At 71.9% G+C, this 15487-nt stretch carries 16 protein-coding genes; 8 read left to right on the top strand and 8 right to left on the bottom strand.

All coding sequences use genetic code 11. The features are described 5' to 3' along the window. Nucleotides 1-7 precede the first annotated feature (7 nt). Nucleotides 8-238, top strand: coding sequence for a CDGSH iron-sulfur domain-containing protein (locus ACGF3C_RS30330; protein ID WP_355007868.1), 231 nt, complete (start codon nt 8-10; stop codon nt 236-238). Between the two features lie 240 nt (nt 239-478). Here ACGF3C_RS30330 and ACGF3C_RS30325 read toward each other — a convergent pair whose 3' ends face one another. Genes ACGF3C_RS30325 through ACGF3C_RS30315 form a run of 3 tightly spaced genes read right to left on the bottom strand, consistent with a single transcriptional unit; the run spans nt 479 to nt 4488 of the window. Further along, nucleotides 479-1567: an iron-containing redox enzyme family protein gene (locus ACGF3C_RS30325; RefSeq protein WP_357230870.1), complete on the bottom strand. Its 1089-nt coding sequence runs from the start codon at nt 1565-1567 to the stop codon at nt 479-481. Nucleotides 1568-1616: 49 nt separating this feature from the next. After that, nucleotides 1617-3371, bottom strand: coding sequence for a thiamine pyrophosphate-binding protein (locus ACGF3C_RS30320; protein WP_357230874.1), 1755 nt, complete (start codon nt 3369-3371; stop codon nt 1617-1619). Continuing rightward, the gene (locus tag ACGF3C_RS30315) at nt 3364-4488 is read right to left on the bottom strand and encodes a Vms1/Ankzf1 family peptidyl-tRNA hydrolase (protein WP_357230877.1); all 1125 of its coding nucleotides are present in this window, start codon (nt 4486-4488) and stop codon (nt 3364-3366) included. Before ACGF3C_RS30315 ends, ACGF3C_RS30320 begins: the two co-directional genes overlap by 8 nt. Before the next feature lie 142 nt (nt 4489-4630). On the opposite strand from ACGF3C_RS30315, the gene ACGF3C_RS30310 reads away from it, so the two are divergent. After that, on the top strand, nt 4631-5179 hold the full coding sequence (locus ACGF3C_RS30310; protein WP_357230880.1) for a hypothetical protein: 549 nt from the start codon (nt 4631-4633) through the stop codon (nt 5177-5179). Nucleotides 5180-5292: 113 nt separating this feature from the next. Here the strand turns inward: ACGF3C_RS30310 and ACGF3C_RS30305 are convergent, their stop codons facing one another. Continuing rightward, a complete protein-coding gene (locus ACGF3C_RS30305) occupies nt 5293-5631 on the bottom strand; it encodes a DUF3817 domain-containing protein (protein ID WP_355008027.1) in 339 nt (112 codons plus the stop codon). A gap of 153 nt (nt 5632-5784) precedes the next feature. Between ACGF3C_RS30305 and ACGF3C_RS30300 the strand changes: the two genes are divergently transcribed. Continuing rightward, the gene (locus tag ACGF3C_RS30300; protein WP_393227140.1) at nt 5785-7263 is read left to right on the top strand and encodes a glutamate--cysteine ligase; all 1479 of its coding nucleotides are present in this window, start codon (nt 5785-5787) and stop codon (nt 7261-7263) included. Between the two features lie 34 nt (nt 7264-7297). Here the strand turns inward: ACGF3C_RS30300 and ACGF3C_RS30295 are convergent, their stop codons facing one another. Beyond that, nucleotides 7298-7684, bottom strand: a complete 387-nt coding sequence (locus ACGF3C_RS30295; RefSeq protein WP_350863431.1) for a DUF2267 domain-containing protein — start codon at nt 7682-7684, stop codon at nt 7298-7300. A gap of 375 nt (nt 7685-8059) precedes the next feature. Here ACGF3C_RS30295 and ACGF3C_RS30290 point away from each other — a divergent pair, with 375 nt between their 5' ends. Continuing rightward, nucleotides 8060-9106, top strand: a complete 1047-nt coding sequence (locus tag ACGF3C_RS30290) for an LD-carboxypeptidase (protein ID WP_393227138.1) — start codon at nt 8060-8062, stop codon at nt 9104-9106. Here ACGF3C_RS30290 and ACGF3C_RS30285 read toward each other — a convergent pair. The 3 genes from ACGF3C_RS30285 to ACGF3C_RS30275 form a co-directional block, all read right to left on the bottom strand. Next, the gene (locus tag ACGF3C_RS30285; RefSeq protein ID WP_357232746.1) at nt 9103-9684 is read right to left on the bottom strand and encodes a GNAT family protein; all 582 of its coding nucleotides are present in this window, start codon (nt 9682-9684) and stop codon (nt 9103-9105) included. The genes ACGF3C_RS30290 and ACGF3C_RS30285 overlap by 4 nt on opposite strands. Nucleotides 9685-9858: 174 nt before the next feature. After that, nucleotides 9859-11031: a zinc-dependent alcohol dehydrogenase gene (locus tag ACGF3C_RS30280; RefSeq protein ID WP_357232749.1), complete on the bottom strand. Its 1173-nt coding sequence runs from the start codon at nt 11029-11031 to the stop codon at nt 9859-9861. Nucleotides 11032-11060: 29 nt separating this feature from the next. Continuing rightward, the gene (locus ACGF3C_RS30275) at nt 11061-12011 is read right to left on the bottom strand and encodes an SRPBCC family protein (RefSeq protein ID WP_357232751.1); all 951 of its coding nucleotides are present in this window, start codon (nt 12009-12011) and stop codon (nt 11061-11063) included. A gap of 242 nt (nt 12012-12253) precedes the next feature. Here ACGF3C_RS30275 and ACGF3C_RS30270 point away from each other — a divergent pair, with 242 nt between their 5' ends. The 4 genes from ACGF3C_RS30270 to ACGF3C_RS30255 all read left to right on the top strand — a co-directional run bounded on the left by ACGF3C_RS30270 (nt 12254) and on the right by ACGF3C_RS30255 (nt 15485). Then, the gene (locus ACGF3C_RS30270; RefSeq protein ID WP_393227135.1) at nt 12254-13264 is read left to right on the top strand and encodes a carboxypeptidase regulatory-like domain-containing protein; all 1011 of its coding nucleotides are present in this window, start codon (nt 12254-12256) and stop codon (nt 13262-13264) included. Between the two features lie 66 nt (nt 13265-13330). Then, nucleotides 13331-13849 (top strand): sigma-70 family RNA polymerase sigma factor, encoded by a 519-nt coding sequence (locus tag ACGF3C_RS30265; RefSeq protein WP_357202183.1) that lies wholly within the window; start codon nt 13331-13333, stop codon nt 13847-13849. Beyond that, on the top strand, nt 13836-15044 hold the full coding sequence (locus ACGF3C_RS30260) for a WD40/YVTN/BNR-like repeat-containing protein (RefSeq protein WP_393227133.1): 1209 nt from the start codon (nt 13836-13838) through the stop codon (nt 15042-15044). The genes ACGF3C_RS30265 and ACGF3C_RS30260 overlap by 14 nt, the downstream gene beginning before the upstream one ends. Before the next feature lie 78 nt (nt 15045-15122). Next, complete coding sequence (locus tag ACGF3C_RS30255; RefSeq protein ID WP_357234210.1) at nt 15123-15485, top strand: SCP2 sterol-binding domain-containing protein; 363 nt, start codon at nt 15123-15125, stop codon at nt 15483-15485. Nucleotides 15486-15487: the final 2 nt, after the last annotated feature.

Below are 15487 nucleotides of genomic sequence, written 5' to 3'. Positions count from 1 at the left end.
CGGGGCCATGCGCACCGACGACACCAGCGAGCCAGCCGCCGCCACGATCACCCCGTACGAGGACGGACCGCTGCTGGTCCGCGGCGACTTCGCGTTGGTCACCCCGAACGGCGAGCGCATCGACGCGCGGCGGGGCACTGTGGCGTTGTGCCGGTGCGGCAAGTCGGCGCTCAAGCCGTTCTGCGACGGCACCCACAAGGCGATCAACTTCCGCGCCGGCACCACCCGCGAGGGCTGACGCCACATCCCCGAGTCACGCGGCCGCGACAGGGCGCGGAGGGACCGCACCAGAGGCACGTCCCCTTTGCTCTGCACCCGCCCACGCGCCAGTTACGGACCGTGTGCGGTGCATGGGCGGGTGCAGAGCAAAGGGCGGACCCGGGGCGGCACGTCCCCCACCCGGCGGCAGGTCCCACCCGGGGCGACAGGTCCCACCCGGGGCGGCACGCCCCCCCACCCGGCGACAAGCCCGCTCGGATCAGACGAACGCGGGCGGGGCCACCTCGGGCGACGCGACGAGCGAGACAGTGGGCGGCACGGCCGGCGGGGCCGGTGCGCGCAGCGAGCTGCGGCCCGCGGCCCAGCTGTCCAGCAGGTGCCCGGCGAACAGCCGGTCCACAGCGAGCCCGGCCGCCGCGCCGAACAGCACGTCGCGGGCGAGGGCCGGCTCGACGCGGACCAGTCCGCCGCACATGTCGTGCGCGGCGATCTGCTCGTGCACCGCGTCGGCCTCGACGTGCTCGTCGTAGAAGCGGGTGGCCACCTCGTCGAAGCCGAGCCGGCGCAACCCGTTGCCGTAGCGACGGTTGGGCAGCGAGGAGGTCATCTCGAACGCGGCCAGGTGCCCGAGCAGCGCGCCGCGCAACCGCCGGTGCAGCCCGAACAGCGACATCAGGTTGTTGGTCGCCAACGTCACCGCCGGCGCCACGTCGATGTGCGCGCCGTAGGCCGTGTCCAGGCCCAGCCGGTCGAGGGTGCTCCGGAACAGCTCGGCGTGCATCCGGTCCAGCCGCCCGTTGCCGTACTCGTCGGTCTGGATCTCCACGAGCGCGGCCTTGGCCGGGCCACCGAGGCGGGGCAGCGCCCAGCTGTGCGGGTCCGCCTCGCGTAGGTGGTAGACAGAGCGGTGGGCGACGAACTCGCGGAACTGGGTGAGGTCGGCGCGACGTTGCAGCGTCGCGGCCAACGCCGGACCGTCGTCGGCGGCGACCACCTCGGCCAGGCCGGCCGCCACCCCGGCGGCGGGCACCGACGGCGTGCCGACAAGCCGACGCAGCGCCGCCTCGAAGACCCGTTCGCAGCGGCCACGCAGCGCCAGCAGCGTCGGCTGCCACTCCCACGACTCGTCCACCCCGAGCCAGCCCCGGTAGTGCAGCTCGTAGCAGAGGAACAGCGTCAGCTGCAGATCCTCGTCGGTGATGGGGTCCGCCGGGTGGAGGTCGACGCCGAGATCGGCCGGCAGGTCGTGCGGCGGGTGCCGCAGAGCCTCCACTACCGCTGCGGAGAGCGGGCCACGTGCCCTCGGCACTGTCGCGGGACCGTAGCGGCGGTCGGCGGGCTCGGACATGGGACCTCCAGCGTCATCGGGCCGCTACTCATGCCCTGGTCCGGGGTGGCTAAACGAGATCGTCCGCACTCGCGGTGACCTCGACCTGCTCACGGACCTTCCGGGCCGGAGCGCCCTCGGCGTACAGGCCGCGCAGGTCGGCGAAGGCGGGCTCCGGCGGTGCCAGTGACACCGCCGGGTCGACGACCGCCTCCAGTACGCAGGGTCGGTCCGCGGCGAGGGCCTCGTCCCAGGCCGCGCCGACCAGCTCCGGGCGGTCCACCCGCACCCCGTGCAGCCCCAGCAGCCGGGCCCACCCGGCGTACGGCACGTCGGGGCGGCGGTGGGTGGGGTCGGACGACGGTTGTCGCCCGCCACCCATGCCGTTCTGGTCCCGGTTGTTGAGCACCAGCACGACCAGTCGCGGGTCGCGCCACTGCTGCCAGAGGTGCGAGACGGTGATCAGTTCGGCGAGCCCGTTGAGCTGCATCGCCCCGTCACCCACCAGCGCGACCACCGGTTGGTCGGGCGCGGCGAGCTTGGCCGCCACCGCGTACGGCAGCGCGCAGCCCATCGAGCCGAGGGTTCCGCACAGCTGCGCGTTGACCCCCGGTGGCAGGGTGAGGTGGCGGGCGTACCAGTAGAGGACCGAGCCCACGTCGACGGCGACCGCGGCGGTGCCGGGCATCCGGGCGGACAACTCCTGCAGGACGAGCTGCGGATTGACCGGGTCCGCGGCGGCGGCGGCCCGCTCGGTCGCGACCTCCCGCCAGCGGTCCACCGAACTTTCCACTGTGGCGCGCCACTGCTGTTCGGACCGGCCACGCAACCGGCTCAGCAGCGCCCGGAGCGTCTCGGCGGCATCGCCGACCAGCGGAACGTCGGCCGGGTACCGGGTGCCGATCCGGCGGCCGTCGATGTCGATCTGCACCGTACGCGCCTGCTCGGGCATCGGGAAGTAGTCGGTCCACGGGTCGTTGGTGCCGACCATCAGCAGGGTGTCACAACCACCCATCAGCTCGGCCGCCGCCGGGGTGCCGACCTCGCCGAGCACCCCGGTGTGGAACGGCAACCGCTCGTCGAGCACCGGCTTGCCGAGCAGCGAGGTGGCCACCCCGGCGCCCAGCCGGTCGGCGATCTCGATGATCTCGGCAGCGGCGTCCCGACCACCCTGGCCCACCAGGATCGCGGTCCGCTGACCGCCGCCGAGCAGCTGCGCGGCGGCGTCCAGGTCCGCCTCGTGCGGCAGGACCCGGGCCAGCGGCTCGCCGGGGGTCGCCGTGATCACCCCGGCGCTGTACGACTGGAGGTCGGGTACCAGCGCCTCCTGCAACTGTCGGGGCAGCACCACGCACGTCGGGCTGCGGGTCGCCGCCGCCGTCCGGAACGCCTGGTCCAGCAGCGCCCCCACCTCGTCGGGGCTGCGGCCGTACCGGACGAACTGGTTGCACACGTCACCGAAGAGCCGGCTCAGCCCGATCTCCTGGTGCGCGCCGCCGAGCGGCCCGGAGATGTCCTCCCCGACGATGGCCACCACCGGTTTGCTGTCCAGCTTGGCGTCGTAGAGGCCGTTGAGCAGCTGGACGGCGCTGGGGCCCTGAGTGGCGAGGCAGACCCCGATGCCGCCGGTGAACTTGGCGTGGCCGGTGGCCATGAACGAGGCGGTCTCCTCGTGCCGGGCCGGGATGAATGCCGGCTCGCCGCCGGTGCGGTCCAGCGCGTCGACCAGTGGAGCGATCGCCTCGCCCGGGTATCCGAAGGCGCGGGGTACCCGCCAGGCCAGCAGTCGCTCCACCACGACGTCCGCAACCGTTCGGTCAACCATTGCCGCGCCCCGGTGTGCTGGGGTCGACGTAGCGCAGTACCGCGCCGACGCCGTCGGTGAGGTCGGGCGCCTCGTCGGCGCCGAGCACGGTCAGAGCCGCGTCGGTGCCGACGAGCGCCCGGACCAGCGCCGCGTCGGCGCGTACCCGCTGCGGGTCGGCCACCGACATGGCGGCCAGCTGCCCCGGGTCGACGGCGATCTCGGTGGGTTCCGCGCCGATCCACAACTCACCGTTGGCCGACGGGTCGTCCACGATGATCATCATGTCGACCTGGTTGCGTTGCAGGGCCGAGACGACCGCGTCGAGCCCGCCGCCCACGTCCTCCTGCACGCCGAACTTGTCCAGCGCGGCGCTGATCCGCTGGTCGGCGATCTCCGCGATGGTCTGCACCGTGAGGTCGTCCAGCATCGTCTGGTCGGCGCCGCCGGCCCGCGAACCGGCATCGGTGCGGACCACCAGGTCCTGCCAGCGTTCCGGCATCTGGGCGGCGATCATTCCGGTGGCCCGGACGTCACCGGCGACCACCACCACGTCCGCGCCGACCCGGTCGGCCAGCTGCACGGTGGCCGCGGTGACGTCGCCGGCGTTCTGGTGCCACGCCTCCATGGCCGCCCGCTGGTAGCGCGACTGGGACCAGCCGCCGGGCTTCGCCCGCCGCAGCGGATACTCGTCCCGGCCGGCGACGTGCGCTCGTCGGGGCACCCCGCCGGCGCTGACCGCCATCGCGTCGGCGCCGAGCCGGTCGGCGACCACACGTACCCAGGCCACCTGCTCGCCGCGTTGCGCGAGCAGCGGCATCACGTGCGGCAACGGGCCGACGTGGGCCAGGTCCCGCAGTGGCGGCGCGGACAGGTACTCGGAGAGCACCACCTGGCCGTGACTGGCGAAGACCGCCAGGCCGTAGTCCCCGACCATCGGATCGTGACCTCGGACCACCCGGTCCAGCGCGGCGATGTTCGCCTCGTCCGCCCCCTGTTCGGCCAGGCTGCGTTCCAGGGCACGCCAGCGCAGATCCAGTGCGGGTTTGGCGTCCTCCGTGTCCGCGGAGGCGTCCAGATACACCGAGCACCACGGCCCGGGACGGTCGTAGAGCGGGCGCAGGAAGGACAGCTGCATGCTCGACCCCTTTCCAGCTCGGCCCCCCGCTTACCCGGGTCGCGGGGGATGTCACCTCGCGGCCGTGAGCCCGTGACCAGGTTTCATTCACGTCGTTCAACCGAGGACGTCGATACGATCTGTGAACACATGCGGACTCTCGGTGGTGGAAATGGACAGCGGACTCGACACGCGACGGATCGTGCACCCGACGGAACGAATCGTCACCGGGCGGTTGATCCGCCTGCTCGACGGCTACACCCGTGAGGTACGCGTCGGTCAGCCGGTACTGGTGGCGGTGCTCGCCGCGGCGGCCTTCGCCCGGCTGCCCGCGCTGCTGCTGCGCTCGCTCTTCTCGTTCGGCGGTGGTGGCACCCGTCGTCGCTGGAAGGAGCTGAAGCAGGGCCCGGAATACCTGGTCACGCCGGTGCGGCTCCGCAACACCGCCGGTCAGCTCTGCGAGGTGGAGCTGCACGGGCACCTGCCGCAGAGCGCCCTGCACCCGGCCGACCAGGTGCAGCTCACCCTGCGCCCGCAACGCGACCCGGAGTTGCCGCCCCGGATCGAGCGGATCGTCAACCTCACCACCGGGCAGTTACTGACCCCGCGTACGGCGACGCTCTGGTCGCATCTCGGGCCGCCACTGCTGTTGCAGGCGTTCCTGGGCACGCTGCTGCTGGCCGGCATGGCGGCCTGCTCCGCGCTGACCTGACCGACCCCCGGCGGGTCGACAGGTCGGCGGATCGGCGGGTCGGCAGGTCGGCGGGTCGGCAGGTCGGCAGGTCGGCGGGTCAGGTCAGCGGGGTGCGCGGGCGGTTCGGCGGCTCAGCCGACCGGGGCGGGCTCGCGGGCCGGTTGCCGGTCGACGCCGAGCATGCCCCGGCGGCGGGCCCAGCGCTCGAAGACCAGTGTGGCGAACGGCGGCACCGCGCTGGCCAGGGCCACCGCCGTGGCCAGCAGGCTCCACCGGTGCAGTCGGGCCACTGCCAGCACCAGCAGGACGTACGCGACGAACAGGCCGCCGTGGATCGGCCCAAAGATCTTGACGCCCAGCTCGTTGTCCGGCGGACCGTACTTGACCAGCATGCCGACCAGCAGGGCCAGCCAGGAGCAGGCCTCGGCGATCGCCGCCGCGACGAACAGCCGGGTCACCTTCTCGCGCATCCGCACGCCACCACCTCTCGGGGCGCAATGCTATCGGTCCGCTCTGGCTGGGCTAACAGGGCTGGCAGTTGGGTAGGAAAGGGTCCTCGGGTCTTCCCCCGCCCGCCGACAACGTGCGAGGTTAGGGGGACCAGCGGTGACGGGGTGGTGACCATGGGCGAGGACGTCGGCGTACGAACCTTCAGTCGAGAGGATCGAGCCCGATACCGCGACAAGGTCCGCCGCTGCCTGGATGTCTTCGCCGAGATGCTGCGCGAGTCGCGCTTCGACCTCGACCGGCCGATGACCGGCGTGGAGATCGAGCTGAACCTGGTCGACGAGACGTCGGATCCGACGATGCGCAACGCCGACGTGCTGGCGGCCATCGCCGACGAGAGCTTCCAGACCGAGCTGGGCCAGTTCAACGTCGAGATCAACGTGCCGCCGCGCCGGCTGACCGGCACCGGCACCGCCGACTTCGAGGAGTACGTGCGGGCCAGCCTCAACGCCGCCGAGGTGAAGGCCCGGGCGATCGGCGCGCACATGGTCATGATCGGCATTCTGCCGACGCTGCGCCCCGAGCACCTGACCGCCGAGACGCTGTCGGCCAACCCCCGCTACAAGTTGCTCAACGAGCAGATCTTCGCGGCCCGCGGTGAGGATCTGCCGATCGCCATCAGCGGGGTGGAACGGTTGGCGGTCACCGCCGACACGATCACCCCGGAGGCGGCCTGCACCAGCACCCAGTTCCATCTCCAGGTCAGTCCCGCCCAGTTCGCCGACTACTGGAACGCCGCCCAGGCGGTGGCTGGCATCCAGGTCGCGGTCGGCGCGAACTCGCCGCTGTTCTTCGGCCGGGAGCTGTGGCGCGAGACCCGCATCCCGCTGTTCCAGCAGGCCACCGACACCCGGTCGGAGGAGATCAAAGCCCAGGGGGTACGCCCCCGGGTCTGGTTCGGCGAGCGCTGGATCACCAGCGTGTTCGACCTGTTCGAGGAGAACGTGCGCTACTTCCCGGCGCTCCTGCCGGTCTGCGACCCGGAGGACCCGGCGCAGGCCCTCGCGGCCGGTGAGGTGCCCAATCTGGCCGAGCTGCGCCTGCACAACGGCACCGTGTACCGGTGGAACCGCCCGGTGTACGACGTGTCGCGGGGCCGGCCGCACCTGCGGGTGGAGAATCGGGTGCTGCCCGCCGGCCCGACCGTGCTGGACACCATCGCCAACGGCGCCTTCTACTTCGGGTTGGTGCGCGCCCTGGCCGAGTCGGACCGGCCACTGTGGTCGCAGATGTCGTTCAGCGCCGCCGAGGAGAACTTCACCAGCTGCGCCCGGCACGGCATCGACGCGCAGGTCTTCTGGCCCGGTCTCGGTTACCTGCCCGTCAGCGAGTTGGTGTTGCGCCGGTTGCTGCCGATGGCGCACCACGGTCTGGACCGGTGGGGCCTCGACCCGGCCGAGCGTGACCGGTTGCTCGGCGTCATCGAGCAGCGCTGCCTGACTGGCCGCAACGGCGCGACCTGGCAGGTGGAGACGCTGCACCGGTTGGAGTCGACCGACCACCTGGACCGGCCGGAGGCGCTGCGCGAGGTGGTCAGGCACTACGTCGACCTGATGCACAGCAACCGACCGGTGCACGAGTGGCCGATCCCGTGAGCACACCGGACGGGTGGCCCGATCGGCGCGGGGCTCAGCCTCGCGGGGTGGGCACACCGAAGAGGTCGATGATGCCGCCGGGAAGCTGGGCGAGCAGGTCGTGTCGCTCGTCGTCGTTGAGCGCCTCGGCGACGGTACGCAGCACCGCCTGGGCGTGCTGACGCACCTGGTCCGCGTTCGCGACCTGCTCGCGATCCCCGACGTTCTTGAGGAACTCGCCGACGTCCCACCGGCGGCCCTGCGGGTTGCGGGTGACGGACCCGTTCAGCCGTTCCGGTAGCTGTGCCGCCAGGTTGTCCGCCTCCTGTCCGGCGAGCCGTTCACCGAGCACCGACAGAACGGCCTGTATGGACCGTACGGCCTCGTTCTCACCGAGGCCCGCGCGCTGTCGTACCGTGGCGATCATCTGCTCGTACTCCATGCCCCGCTCCTTCGGTCTCGTCGGCATGCCGTCAGGCGTGCCTGTTGACGAACGGGTCGAGTTCCCAGACTCCCCGGCGACAAACGGGGTCACCGGCGGATCCGGACTCCCCGCCATCGGCGGGCGGGGCCTCACAAAACATGCCAGTCACGCCACTCCGCGTTGCAGCTGAGCCAGGGCCGGGCCGTGTCGGAGACCCGCCCGGTGGTGCAGTGGCACCGCGAGTTCGCTTGAACGCGCATTGTCCCTTGTGGACCCCCACGCCGATCGATGGCTGTCATAGGCTGTGGCAGCTCGCACACATCGTCTGATCACGATGAGGGGACGCCGGTGGCCACTTCTGGAACAGACCCAGCCACGATCGAAGGGCCCGGAGTGCCCCTGTCCCGTCGGCACATGCTGCGGATGGGAGCGGCGGCGGCCGGTGGCGCGGTGCTCGTCGGCTCGGCGCAGGCCGCGTCCGCGCAGGCCGCGCCGGTCGGTGCGAAGCGCGTCGTGCGGGCGCCGGCGCTGGCACTCGGTGACCGGGTCCGGGTGGTCTCGCCCGGCAGCACGCCCGACCCCACGAACATGGCGCGCGGCATCGAGATTCTGCGGAGCTGGGGCCTGGAGGTCGAGCTGGGCAAGCACGTATTCACCAAGTACGGCTATCTGGCCGGCACCGACGCGCAGCGGCTGGCCGACCTGAACGCCGCGCTCACCGACCCGGGCATCCGGGCCGTGTTCGCCGCGCGGGGTGGTTACGGCACGCAGCGGATCGTCGACCAGATCGACGTGTCCGTTCTGCGCCGCGACCCTCGGGTGGTCGTCGGTTTCAGCGACATCACCAGCATCCACGGCAAGCTCTGGCGGGAGACGGGCCTGGTCACCTTCTACGGCCCCATGGTCAACTGGAGTGACGCCCGCACCGGCCCCGAGTCGGCCGAGGCCCTCCGCAGGGCGGTGATGACCACCGCACCGGTCACCATCTCCCGGGACCCGGCCGAGACAGCCGCTTCCGTCGTGGTGCCGGGGCGGGCGTCAGGCCCGCTGCTCGGCGGTTGCCTGACGCTGATCTCCACCTCGCTCGGTGCGGAGGACTCTCCGAAGTTCGACGGCGCGATCCTCTTCTTCGAGGACGTGGACGAGGCTCCGTACAGCATCGACAGCATGCTGACCGAGCTGCGCCGGGTCGGCGTGCTGCGCAGGGTCGCCGGTGTGGTCATCGGCCAGATCACCGACAGTGTCGCCGAGCCGGGCGAGTGGGATGCGGCAGCGGTGCTCAAGGACCGCCTGTACGACCTTGGCGTGCCGGTCCTGGGCGGGCTGCGGCTGGGGCACGGCAACGGGCAGCTCACCGTTCCGCTGGGCTCGCACGCCACGATCGACGCCGCGGCAGGGACCCTGACTGTGGAGCCGGGGGTTCGTCCGCGCCAGGCCTAGAGTTCAGACCTGCGGCTCTGGTCCCAGGGGGACGGGTCGTCGCGCAACCGGCTGTACAGATAGCCGTCGCGCCACTGGCCGGCCCGAAACTCGCTGGCCCGCACGACGCCCTCGAGCTGGAAGCCGGCCTTCTCCAACGCTCGTTGCTCGGCGACGTTCTCCGGGTGCGTGCCGGCCTGGATGCGCTGGGCCGGGGTGTGGTGGAAGAGGTAGTCGCAGAGCAACGCCTGGGCGCGCCAGCCGATGCCTCTCCCCCGCCACTGCGGCAGCAGGACGATGCCGATATCCCAGTACGACGCCCGTCCGGCGTAACGCCTGGCGGTGTAGCTGACGATGCCGGCGGCGGCCTGCTCCTGCTCGACCTCCACGACGAGCCGTCCGTCGTCCTCGCCGAGGTAGCCGTCGACGGCGAACCGCCGTGCCGGCGCCCCGGCGTCGCTGAAGCCGGCCCAGTCCAGACCGATCAGGCCCGGCTCGGTGCGGAGCCGGCGGAAGATCGTCAGGTCGGGCTCGGCAACCGGCCGTAGCCGGATAGTGAGATCGGCCGAGACAGACATCGACATATCGCCACTTTCCATGGCGACACGCTAGCTCACGCAGAGCCGAGTGCGGGTTCTGCGCCGTGCGCGCGCAGAGCGACCGGCGTTGACAGCCGAGGCTCTGGTCGGCTCCTTTGGAGCTGAATCGTTGACGACATCAGCTCCGAAGGACAGCGCGCGAAGAACTTCCCCGCCGGCAGACCTGGCCGCCAGTCAGACCTTGAGCAGCACCTTCGTGCAGTCGTCCTGCTTCTTCTGGAAGATCTTGTAGCCCTTCGGTGCGTCACGCAGCGGCATCCGGTGGCTGACGATGAAGCTCGGGTCGATCTCGCCGCGCTGGATGCGCTCCAGGAGCGGCCGGGTGTAGCGCTGGACGTGGCACTGACCGGTCCGCATGATCAGCGAGCGGTTCATGAACGCGCCCATCGGGAACTTGTCGACGAAACCGCCGTACGCGCCGACGACCGAGACCACCCCGCCGGAGCGGCAGGCGAGGATCGCCTGCCGGAGTGCGAACGGTCGTTCCGTCTCGACACGCGCGGCCTGCTTGGCCCGGTCGTACGCGTACAGGGCGGCGTTGCCGTGGTGGCCCTCCAGGCCCACCGCGTCGATGCACGCGTCGGGGCCCCGGCCGGCGGTCATCTCGTTGAGGGTGTCCAGGACGTCGACTTCCTCGTAGTTGATCGTCTCGGCGTCGATGTGCTCCTCGGCCCGCCGCAGCCGGTACGGGAACCGGTCGATGACGATCACCCGCTCCGCGCCGAGCAGCCGGGCGCTGGCCGCGGCGAGCAGCCCGACCGGCCCGGCGCCCCAGACGGCGATGACCTGCCCGGGTTTGATGTCGCACATCTCAGCGCCCATGTAGCCGGTCGGGAACACGTCGGCCAGCATGACCGCCTGGTCGTCGCTGATCTCGTCGGGCACCTTGACCGGGCCGACGTCGGCGAACGGCACCCTGGCGTACTCGGCCTGGCCACCGGCGTAGCCGCCGAGCAGGTGCGAGTAGCCGAAGATGCCGGCCGGCGAGTGCCCCATGATCTTCTCGGCGATGCCGGCGTTCGGGTTGGAGTTCTCGCAGACCGAGTAGAGGCCGCGCTGGCAGGACGAGCAGTGCCCGCAGGCGATCGGGAAGGGCACGACCACCCGGTCGCCGGGGGCGAGGTTGCGGACCTGGGGGCCCACCTCCACCACCTCGCCCATGAACTCGTGGCCGAGGATGTCGCCCTTGCGCATCGCGGGGATGTAGCCGTGGTAGAGGTGCAGGTCGGAGCCGCAGATCGCGGTGGTGCTGATCCGGACGATCGCGTCCCGAGCGTTCATGATCTTCGGGTCGGGTACGTCGATGACCTTGACGCTGTCGGTGCCCATCCAGGCGGTGGCCTTCATCAGCGGTCCCTTTCGGAGAGCTCGGGCGGTCAGCGGCGGGACGCGGGCAGGGGCTGGGCGGGTCGCTGCATGGCCTGTTGGCGTACGGAGATGCCGTTGGGGCTGCCCTCCGAGCGGACGACCTCGCCGGTCTCCAGCACCTGCTTGAACCGGCGCAGGTCGTCGCGGACCTGCTGCTCGGGTTCCTCGCCGAAGAGCTTCGCCACCGCTCGGCCGAGCGCGCCGGCCGGTGGCGCGTAGCGCAGCTCCACCCGCACCTCGGTCCCCCGGTCACCGGGCGCGGGCACGAACCGGACCCGGCCGGCGTTGGGCACCCGGGTCCCTGGCAGCGACCGCCAGGTGATCGACTTGTTCGGCTGGTCGTCGATGATCTCGGCGTCCCACTCGACGCGGTGCCCGGCCGGACCACGGGCGATCCAGTGCGAACGGCGCAGGTCGTCGGCGCGGACGGACTCCAGGTGTGCCATGAACCGGGGCAGGTTCTCCATGTCCCGCCAGAACCGGTACGCCTCGGCGGGCGACCGGTTCACCGTCACCGCGATCTCCATCCGGATCACCCGCGCGCGGGCCCGTCGCGCCTGGCCGATGCGGATGGCGGCGAGCGCATCGATGGCGGTGATGCCGGCGATGGCGAGGGTGGTCAGCGCGACCCGGCGGCGGCGTTCACCGCCACGGTCGGCGAGGGCCCGCCCGAGCAGTGTGAGGTCCATCGCGTCGCCGGCCACTCGGCTCCAGGCCCAGCCGGCCGGTCGGCGACCGCTGAGCAGGCCGGCGGCGCTGCCCAACTCCCGCAGACCGATGGCCGGGAGCACGGACCGCGCGGCCGGGGAGTCGTCCACCCCGGTCAGTCGCGCGACGGGTCCGGGAGCGACAAGGGCGCCTACCCCCAGGGCCAGGCTCAGCAGGCCGAGCGCGCTCGGCAGCGTCGCCGGCACCGGCCCGTCCAGCTCCGGCAGGAGCACAGTGTCGACACGACTCATGTCCGGTTCCTTCCGGTGGGCGGCGCCGCCGGTCCGCTGGCGGGAGCGGCGGGGGTTCCGCCCCCGTGACGCTATGCGGTACCCGTGACCTCTGCGCCACATTCGGGCATATCGCGGCATTCGAGGCGCACGGGCGAGTTGTGCGCCTCGCTCAGTCAGCATCACGACATTGACCGATATGGATCAAATACCGAACGTTACCGTCTGCTCACCGTCGCCGCGACACCGGAAGGACCACGCCAGTGAGCCGCACACTCCTACGCCACCTGACCGCCACCATCGCCGTCGCCCTGCTCGTCGTCGAAGCCGCCGCGCCGGCCGCCGCGCGTTCCCCCGGGTCGTCCGCGCCCGGCGGCGTCCGCACCGTGGTGCGCGACGCGGCCACCGGCGTCCCGGTCCCCCGGGCCTGCGCGGCGCTCGTCCCGGTGGACGCCGCGGCGTTGGCGGCGGTCACGCTCGGCGAGGACCAGCTCGGACGGTACGGGGGGTGCGCCGACGAGCAGGGCGTCCTGGTGACCGGGGACGTCGCCCCGGGGAAGTACCGGCTGCTGGTGCGCCCCTACGACACGACGACGCACGGCTGGCAGTGGGTGGGCCGGCACGGCGGCACCGGCGACGGTGAGCGGGCACAGGTGGTCCAGGTCCGGGGCGGCGCGGTGACCGACGCGCCGACCGTCCGGCTCGACCCGCCGGGCACCATCGTCGGAGTGGTGACCGACGCGGCGACCGGCGCACCGGTCAACCGCGCCCTGGTCATGGTCGTGCCGTACGTGCCGCATCCCAAGTACGACGACCACGGCCCGACCACCGACGAGGACGGCCGCTACACGATCACCGGTCTCGGCCCGTACCACTGGCCCGTGCAGTTCGCCGCCGCCGGGCTGGCGACCGTGTGGTCCGGTGGGGTGGGCGGTCGGCAGCAGGCACGGCCGGTGCGGGTCCGCGCGCACCAGACGGCGACCCTGAACCAGGCGCTGCCCGCCGGCGTACCGCTGGGTGGAGCGGTAGTGGTCGACGAGCTGGCCACCTACGCCCAGGTGATCGCGTTCGACGCGGCGACCGGGGACCTGGCCGGCGTGGCGGACGCGGGCAGCGGTTACGCCCTGCGCCTGCTCCCCGGGCAGCGGGTGAAGCTGCGCTGCGACTGCGCGTACGCCCCGCCGGTCTGGCACCGCGACGCAGCCGGCTTCGACGCCGCGACTGCCGTGCGGGTCCGCCGGGCGCCCGTCGTGGTGGACTTCAACCTCGACTGACCCGGATTCTGGCCGGCCGCCGGAACCTTCTCCCGGGCCCGTGGGTGGGAGTGGTGGAGAAGGGGGGTGACGGTGTCCGACGGCGATCCGATCTCCGAGCTCTACGCCAGCTGTTTCCGACGCCTCGTCGTTCAGCTGTACGCGGTGACCGGTGACCTGACCGAGGCGCAGGAGGCGGTCCAGGAGGCGTTCACGCGAGCACTGATGGCGCCAGGGCGGTTCGCCGAGCTGGAGAACCCGGAGGCCTGGTTGCGTCGCGTCGCGGTGAACTGGGCCCGCAGCCGGTACCGCCGCCGTCGGGTGCTCGACGGGCTGCTGCGCCGCATCGGTCCACCGCCGGCCGTCGCCGACCACTCCCCGGAGCACCTCGCCCTGCTGTCCGCGCTGCGCGTGCTGCCCGAGGGGCAGCGACATGCGCTGGCCCTGCACTACCTCGTCGACCTGCCGGTGGACGAGGTCGCCGCGACGCTGGGCGTGTCGTCGGGGACGGTGAAGTCCCGGCTGTCGCGGGGCCGGGTCGCTCTGGCGGCGTTGCTCGCCGACACTGACGCCACGGAAACCGGGAGGATCGATGTCCGGTCGTGAGTTCTCCGGGTTCGACGTCGACACCGTCACCGAGGCCGTGTCGCAGCCGCCCCTCGACGAGCTGCGCACCACTGCCCGATCCCGTCGGCGCCGGTCGGTCGCGACGGTGACCACCGCACTGGTCGTCCTGGCCGGGCTGACGGTCGTACCGCTGGTGGTCGAGCCGGACCGGGGCACGCCGGCCGACCCGCCGAGACCGTCAGGTGCGCAGTTCAGCGAATTCACGCTGACCGGGCCCGACTCCGGGGTCGACGTGCGGCAGGACGGCTGCGTTGTGCGCTTCGCGTACACCGGCGACGACGGCCGCAGTTGGTCGGACTGGGACGCGGCGCGCTTCGAGGGCACCCGATGTGCGGCCGACACCGCCTCAGCGACGCCGAGCAGCAGCATGGACTTCTCCGTGCTCGGTGAGCGGTCGTACCTGGTCACCGACTACGGCCTGGCCCACCTCTCCACCGACTACGGCCGCACCTGGCGGGATGCGGATTCCGCGATCGTCGCCGTGCCCACCTTCCCGGCGACGGCCCGACCTGTCTCCTGCGGATTCGGCTGTGAGGCGGTGTCGGAGCCGCTGGCGGTGGACCCGTCGAGCGGAACGGTGTACCGCCTCACCACCCCGGCGCCCACGTTGCTGTCGCTGTTCAGCCTCTACCCGGCAGCGGACGGCAGCATCTGGGCCACGTACCAGACAGGCGGCTCCCAGGGGGCGACAGTCGCCCGTAGCGCCGACCGAGGGGCGACCTGGACCACCTGGAAGGTGGGCGCCGACGCGGTGGTGATCACGGCGGTCGGGCTCGACGATCGGGAAGGGTACGTGCTGACCCAGTCGACGAAGCCGGCTGGCGGGGTGCGGCTGCTGCGGACCACCGACGGTGCGAAGACCTGGACGGACACCGGCGCCGAGTTGCCGGCGCATCTGCACTACGACCTCACTGTGGGGTCGGACGGCTCCCTGCTGGCCATCACTCCCGGGGAAGGCGCCGAACCCGACCGCCGCGCGCTGCTGCTGGTCAGCCGGGACGATGGACGAAACTTCACTGTCGCCCGGGAGTACGGCCGGGTCGTCGGTTCGGTCAGTGTCGCGCCCGGCTACGCCTGGCTCTTCTGGCGTGACGACGGGTCGACGGGCGAGCCGGACCACGTCCTCGTCACCACCGACGCGACCACCTGGACCCGCTTCTCGCTCGCACCCTGAACAAGGGCGCCACCGGCGTTAGGAGTGCGCGGCAGCGGGTAGCCGGCATTCGCTCTGACCAGCGTCCGGGGAGGTGGGATGTCGGAGACCAGCGCCTTCTTCGAGCGGTTGACGGTCGCTGGCCAGGATCCACGGTTCAGCAAGGTCTCTGGCAGCGTGCGATTCGACATCGGCGACGACGGCAACCTGGAGCAGTGGATGCTGAACATCGATCATGGCCGGATGCGGGTGACCCGAAGCGGTGCCCCCGCCACCACTGTGATCCGGGTGTCGGCGCAGCTCGCGGACGCGATGGCGCGGGGCGAGGTGAACGGGCTGGCGGCGCTCACCCGGGGCGAGATCATGGTCGACGGCGATCTCGCCCTGGCGTTGCGCCTCGGGCGACTGTTTCCGCGAGAGCCCGGGCGGCTTCAGCGCGAGGATCCCGACAGTGGGACGTGACC

This window comes from Micromonospora sp. NPDC047762 (genome assembly GCF_043204655.1).
GTDB lineage: Bacteria > Actinomycetota > Actinomycetes > Mycobacteriales > Micromonosporaceae > Micromonospora.
This window is presented reverse-complemented; position numbering and strand designations above follow the sequence as displayed.

Coding starts and splice junctions, on each gene's coding strand:
- ACGF3C_RS30280 (WP_357232749.1), bottom strand. CDS start 11,031: ATGAAGGCCACCGCCTGGATGGGCACCGACAGCGTCAAGGTCATCGAC.
- ACGF3C_RS30300 (WP_393227140.1), top strand. CDS start 5,785: ATGGGCGAGGACGTCGGCGTACGAACCTTCAGTCGAGAGGATCGAGCC.
- ACGF3C_RS30305 (WP_355008027.1), bottom strand. CDS start 5,631: ATGCGCGAGAAGGTGACCCGGCTGTTCGTCGCGGCGGCGATCGCCGAG.
- ACGF3C_RS30320 (WP_357230874.1), bottom strand. CDS start 3,371: ATGGTTGACCGAACGGTTGCGGACGTCGTGGTGGAGCGACTGCTGGCC.
- ACGF3C_RS30325 (WP_357230870.1), bottom strand. CDS start 1,567: ATGTCCGAGCCCGCCGACCGCCGCTACGGTCCCGCGACAGTGCCGAGG.
- ACGF3C_RS30295 (WP_350863431.1), bottom strand. CDS start 7,684: ATGGAGTACGAGCAGATGATCGCCACGGTACGACAGCGCGCGGGCCTC.
- ACGF3C_RS30260 (WP_393227133.1), top strand. CDS start 13,836: ATGTCCGGTCGTGAGTTCTCCGGGTTCGACGTCGACACCGTCACCGAG.
- ACGF3C_RS30330 (WP_355007868.1), top strand. CDS start 8: ATGCGCACCGACGACACCAGCGAGCCAGCCGCCGCCACGATCACCCCG.
- ACGF3C_RS30315 (WP_357230877.1), bottom strand. CDS start 4,488: ATGCAGCTGTCCTTCCTGCGCCCGCTCTACGACCGTCCCGGGCCGTGG.
- ACGF3C_RS30255 (WP_357234210.1), top strand. CDS start 15,123: ATGTCGGAGACCAGCGCCTTCTTCGAGCGGTTGACGGTCGCTGGCCAG.
- ACGF3C_RS30275 (WP_357232751.1), bottom strand. CDS start 12,011: ATGAGTCGTGTCGACACTGTGCTCCTGCCGGAGCTGGACGGGCCGGTG.
- ACGF3C_RS30285 (WP_357232746.1), bottom strand. CDS start 9,684: ATGGAAAGTGGCGATATGTCGATGTCTGTCTCGGCCGATCTCACTATC.